Below are 515 nucleotides of genomic sequence, written 5' to 3' on the forward strand. Positions count from 1 at the left end.
CACGGGACGCGTCGTCGCTGTTGGCCTCATGCTGGTCGGTATCGGCCTGGTGGGCGCGGTCACGGCGACCGTGGCCGCGTGGATCCTCGGACGAGTTGACGCCGAGCGCGAGGCGCGCGCGTGAGCCACGTGCCCTGTTGGGCCCGCTGAGTCCTGGCTCGCCCGTACTCAGGCGGCTTGTGGCGGCGGCCGCCCGGCTTGTCGCCCGGCCGCGAGCGCCGCGGCGATCTCCTCCGCGGTGCGGGCGGGGGAGTAGGAGAGGCGACCGCGCAGGTCGACCGGTGGTGGTCTCGTCCAGACCGGTCTCCCGGTGGCGGAATCGATGCGCACGGTCCACGGGGTGTTGTGGACGATCGTGTGGTGGCGCCGGCAGAGCAGCATCAGGTTGTCGAGGCTGGTCGCGCCGCCGTCGGCCCAGTGGACGACGTGGTGGGCGTCGCAGGCGATCGGTGGCCGGGTGCAGCCGGGGAACGCGCAGTGGCGGTCGCGCAGGATCAGGGCGAGCCAGATCGCGG

1 protein-coding gene is annotated in these 515 nt (G+C 73.6%); it reads right to left on the bottom strand.

The genetic code is table 11. From position 1 onward, the window contains the following. Nucleotides 1-168: 168 nt before the first annotated feature. Nucleotides 169-515 (bottom strand): HNH endonuclease signature motif containing protein (locus ACOADB_RS27950; protein ID WP_378606873.1); only part of this gene is annotated, 347 nt, incomplete at its 5' end.

Origin of the sequence: Nocardioides sp. CPCC 206348, from assembly GCF_048654705.1 — a bacterium.
GTDB lineage: Bacteria > Actinomycetota > Actinomycetes > Propionibacteriales > Nocardioidaceae > Nocardioides.